The organism is Litorivivens sp., from assembly GCF_041625495.1.
Classification (GTDB): domain Bacteria; phylum Pseudomonadota; class Gammaproteobacteria; order Pseudomonadales; family Spongiibacteraceae; genus Litorivivens.
The window spans coordinates 1-5037 of the sequence record NZ_JBFJTH010000219.1; the positions used below are offsets into that span (position 1 = coordinate 1).

A 5037-nucleotide genomic window follows, 5' to 3' on the forward strand; every position below is an offset into this window, starting at 1 on the left:
GTGGGTATGGCGACCAATATTCCGCCGCACAACCTCACCGAGGTGGTGGGTGGCTGCTTGGCGCTGCTGGACAATGAAGAAATTACCGTGGATGAGCTGATGGAGTTCATTCCGGGGCCAGATTTCCCTACGGCGGGCATTATTAATGGCCGCGCGGGTATCCTGCAGGCTTATCGCACCGGTCGCGGCCGCATCTATGTGCGCGCTCGGGCCGAAGTGATCACCAACGAAAAGAACAATAAAGACACCATCATCGTTACGGAGCTACCGTATATGGTGAACAAGGCGCGGCTGATTGAAAAAATCGCCGAGCTGGTGAAAGAGAAGAAAATTGAAGGCATTTCAGAGCTGCGTGACGAGTCTGATAAAGACGGTCTGCGGGTAGTCATTGAAATGAAGCGCGGTGAAAGCGGTGAGGTTGTGCTGAACAACCTGTACAGCCAGACGCAGCTGCAGACCGTTTTCGGTATCAATATTGTTGCGCTGGTTGATGAGCAGCCTAAGCAGATCAACTTGAAAGGTTTGCTGGAGTACTTTCTGCGTCACCGCCGTGAGGTGGTTACCCGCCGTACGATCTATCTGTTGAGGAAGGCGCGCGAACGAGGCCACCTGCTGGAAGGTCTCGCCGTTGCTATTGCCAATATCGACGAAGTTATTGCGCTGATTAAGGCTTCACCGACGGCTCAGGATGCGAAAGACGCACTGTTGGCCAAGGGCTGGGAGCCCGGTAGTGTGATGGCCATGCTGGAGCGCGCGGGCGAAGATGCTTGCCGTCCGGATGAGCTGGAAGCGCAATTCGGCATGCATTCCGGCAAGTACCATTTGTCGCCAGCACAGGTTCAGGCCATTCTTGAGCTGCGCCTGCAAAAACTGACGGGCCTTGAGCATGAAAAACTGCTCAGCGAATATCAGGAAAAGCTGGCTGAAATCGCGGAATACCTGACAATTCTTGGTGATCCGGAAAAACTGAAAACCGTTATCCGCGAAGAGCTGGAAGCGGTTAAAGCGGAATATGGTGACGAGCGTCGCACTGAAATCATTGAATCAATGATGGATTTGACCGTTGAAGATCTGATCAATGAAGAAGATCGAGTGGTCACGATTTCTCATTCCGGTTACGCCAAAACACAACCGTTAGATGATTATCAGGCGCAGAAGCGCGGCGGTATGGGTAAGAGCGCAACGCAGGTGAAAGACGAAGATTTTGTCGAGCATCTGATGATTGCCAATACCCACGATACGCTGATGTGTTTCTCGAACCTGGGTAAGGTTTACTGGATCAAGGTTTACCAGATTCCAGTGGCTGGCCGTAACTCACGTGGTCGCCCAATCGTTAACCTGTTACCTCTCGAAGAAGGTGAAAAAATCACCTCAATCCTCAAGATTGAGGAGTATTTGGAAGACCATTACCTGTTCTTTGCGACGGCCAACGGCACAGTGAAGAAAACCCCGCTGGTAGATTTCTCGCGTCAGCGTAGTGTTGGTCTACGCGCTATCGAGCTGGAAGAAGGCGATTGCCTGGTAGGTACTGCAATTACCGATGCAAACAGCGACGTAATGCTGTTTAGCAGTTCCGGTAAAGCGGTTCGCTTCAAGGGCGAAGATGTGCGCTCCATGGGACGTACTGCCAAGGGTGTTCGCGGTATTCGCATGGCGGAAGACCACACCATGATCTCCCTTATCATTCCGAAAGAAGGCGGTCGCGTGTTAACCGTGTCGGAAAATGGCTACGGCAAGCGCTCCGAGCTTTCTGAGTTTCCCACCAAGGGGCGCGGTACGCAGGGTGTTATTGCCATGGCGGCCAGCGAACGCAATGGTCCACTGGTCGGTGCTGTTCAGGTCTTTGAAGGCGATGAGCTGATGCTTATTTCCGATCAGGGTACGCTGGTTCGCACGCGCACTGATGAAGTCTCTGTGTTGAGCCGTAACACGCAGGGTGTGCGCCTTATCCGGTTGAAGGAGGGTGAACATCTGGTGGGTGTTGAGCGAATTGAAGAAAGTGATGAAGTGGTAGAAGGCGAGGTAGTCGCCGAGCCTGAAGCGTAAATTATGTGGTAGGAACCTGTCTGGCAGGTAAGTGGTTGGCGTTGCCGGCTCTTTTGCTTGCCAGGACGGGCCCTGCTGATCGACCGCAGTGTTATTCAAGAGAGCAACATGACCCGTAAATACAATTTCTGTGCAGGCCCGGCGGCGCTTCCGCTGGACGTTTTGGAAGAAGCTCAACGCGATCTGGTGAACTGGCAGGGCAGTGGTCTGTCGGTCATGGAAATGAGCCACCGTTCTTCCGAGATTGTTGGTATTGCTACCGACGCGGAGAATGATCTGCGCGAACTGCTGAATATTTCGGACGATTACGCTGTACTGTTTTTGCAGGGCGGCGCGACAGGTCAGTTTTCGGCGATTCCGTTGAATCTGCTGGGCGACAACAAAACCGCCGATTACGTCAACACAGGGCAGTGGTCTAAAAAAGCGATTAAAGAAGCCAAGCGCTACTGCGATGTGAATGTTGTGGCGAGCTCGGAAGACGACAGCTTTGCCAGCATTCCTGCGTTTGATAGCTGGAAGCTCAATAAAGACGCGGCTTATCTGCATTACACGCCGAACGAAACCATCGGTGGTGTCGAGTTCTTCTGGACGCCGGAGGTGGATGTGCCGCTGGTAGCGGATATGTCTTCTACTATCCTGTCGCGCCCGATTGATGTCAGCAAATTTGGTTTGATTTACGCTGGTGCTCAGAAAAATATCGGTCCGGCGGGTCTAACGATTGTTATTGTACGCAAGGATCTGTTGGGTAAAGCCCACGCCCTGTGTCCGGTTGGTATGGACTACCAGGTCGCGGCGGAAAACGACTCGATGTACAACACACCGCCAACCATGGCTATTTATCTTGCCGGCCTGGTCTTTAAATGGCTGAAGAAGCAGGGCGGTCTGTCAGCGATGGAAACGCTGAACCGTCGCAAGGCGGAAAAGCTTTACGGTTATATCGATGACAGCGGTTTTTACGCCAATCCGGTTGAGGTGGCCAGCCGCAGCTTGATGAATATTCCGTTTACACTGAAAGACGATAGTCTCGACAAGGCTTTCCTGGCAGGTGCAGAAGAAGCAGGCCTGCTGAACCTGAAAGGGCATCGCTCGGTCGGTGGCATGCGTGCCAGTATTTACAATGCGGTGCCGGAAGAAGCGGTCGATGCCTTGATCGCCTATATGAAGGATTTCGCCAGCAAGAATGGCTAAAAGTACAGGAACGGGCGCGATGGATGAGCAATCCGAGCTGAACAAACTGCGCCAGCAGATAGACGCGATTGATTCGGAAATTCACGCGCTGCTGAACCGGCGGGCGAGCTGTGCCCAGGAAGTGGCACGTGTCAAAACGCGCGCTTTTGAGCAGGCTCAGCAGTTTGAATCCGACGCTGATAAAAGCAGCACTCAGCAGCTATTGTTTTACCGGCCTGAGCGCGAAGCCCAGGTGCTGGCGCGTATTCGTGAGGTCAATAAAGGGCCGCTGGCCGACCATGCAGTAGCCTATATTTTTCGCGAAATTATGTCGGCATGCCTCGCGCTGGAAAAACCGATGGAAGTCGCTTATCTGGGGCCTGAAGGCACTTTTACCCAGGCCGCCGCGCTCAAGCATTTCGGGCATGCGGTTATCGGTATTTCCCAGCCTACGATTGAGGCTGTGTTTTCAGCCGTTGAATCTGAGCAGTGTAATTATGGTGTGGTACCGGTGGAAAACTCTACCGAGGGCATGGTTGCACATACGCTGGACAACTTCATCAATTCACCGCTGAAAATCTGTGGCGAGGTGGAATTGCGTATCCGGCTGCATTTGCTCGTGGGTGAAGGCACAACAAGCGACAATATCAAAAGTATCTGTGCCCACCAGCAGGCCCTGGCGCAGAGCCGTAACTGGCTGGATCAGAACTTTCCCAAGGTAGAGCGTATTGCAGTGAGCAGCAATGCCGAAGCCGCACGTATGGCGGCAGTCGAGCCTGGCATTGTCGCGGTAGCCGGCGATATGGCAGCACAGCAATACTCCCTGTCAAAGCTGGCGTCGAATATAGAAGATCGCGCTGATAACACCACGCGTTTTCTGATTGTCGGTCGCGAAGATGTGCCCGCCAGTGGCAACGATAAAACCTCCATTGTGGTATCTACCCGCAATAAGCCCGGGGCATTGTTCGGCTTGCTAGAGCCCTTTCACCGTAACGGCGTGATGTTGACGCGCATCGATACGCGGCCATCTCGCACGGAAACCTGGGCCTACGTGTTTTTCATAGAGTTTGAAGGGCATTGCGACGATGCAGTGGTCAGTAAGATTCTGAAAGAAATTGAAGAGCATTCCCTATTATTGAAGGTGCTGGGCTCCTATCCGCGCGCGGCCCTCTGATCGGTACTGATTATGTCCTGTGACTATATCGCGCTGGCAAACGCTGGTGTACAAGCGCTGCAACCCTATCAGGCAGGCAAGCCCATTGAAGAGCTCGAGCGAGAGCTTGGTTTGAAAGATGTGGTCAAGCTGGCCAGTAATGAAAACCCGCTTGGTGCCAGTGACCTGGCGCTGCAAGCCTGTCGCAAGGCAGCCCAGGGCATGTACCTCTATCCAGACAGTAGCGGCTTTGAGCTGAAGAACAAACTGGCTGCACGGTTTAATGTCTCGCCACAGCAGATCACACTGGGCAATGGCTCCAACGATGTTCTGGATCTGATTGCTCGGGTTTTTCTGTCGCCGGGTACAAGCGCCGTATATTCCCAACATGCTTTTGTTGTTTACCCAATTGCAGTGCAGGCTTGCGGAGCGCGGGCTATCGTGACGCCCGCCAAAGACTGGGGGCACGACCTGGATGTGATGGCGGCTGCCATTGAGGACGATACCCGTGTCGTTTTTATTGCCAACCCCAATAATCCCACCGGAACTTGGCTGAAAAAAACAGAGCTGGAAGCTTTCTTGGCGAAGGTGCCGGAGAATGTTGTGGTGGTGTTGGACGAGGCTTACACAGAATACGTGGATGAGCCGGAGTACCCCAATGGTCTGGATTA

General features: G+C 53.3%; 4 protein-coding genes. All 4 read left to right on the forward strand.

Going from position 1 to position 5037, the window contains the following annotated elements; translation table 11 throughout:
* A partial coding sequence (locus ABYP39_RS17255) for a DNA gyrase subunit A (protein WP_372783824.1) occupies positions 1-2046 on the forward strand: 2046 nt, incomplete at its 5' end.
* A 108-nt stretch (positions 2047-2154) separates the two neighbouring features.
* A complete protein-coding gene (gene serC / locus ABYP39_RS17260; RefSeq protein ID WP_372748549.1) occupies positions 2155-3234 on the forward strand; it encodes a 3-phosphoserine/phosphohydroxythreonine transaminase in 1080 nt (359 codons plus the stop codon).
* Positions 3227-4387 carry a prephenate dehydratase gene (pheA, locus tag ABYP39_RS17265; RefSeq protein ID WP_372783826.1) on the forward strand — a complete coding sequence of 387 codons (1161 nt, stop codon included), beginning with the start codon at positions 3227-3229 and terminating at the stop codon, positions 4385-4387. The genes serC and pheA overlap by 8 nt, the downstream gene beginning before the upstream one ends.
* A 12-nt stretch (positions 4388-4399) precedes the next feature.
* Positions 4400-5037 (forward strand): histidinol-phosphate transaminase (locus tag ABYP39_RS17270; RefSeq protein WP_372783828.1); only part of this gene is annotated, 638 nt, incomplete at its 3' end.

Bases quoted from the DNA above. Each gene is read 5' to 3' on its own strand.
- serC (WP_372748549.1), top strand. From the start codon at position 2,155: ATGACCCGTAAATACAATTTCTGTGCAGGCCCGGCGGCGCTTCCGCTG.
- pheA (WP_372783826.1), top strand. From the start codon at position 3,227: ATGGCTAAAAGTACAGGAACGGGCGCGATGGATGAGCAATCCGAGCTG.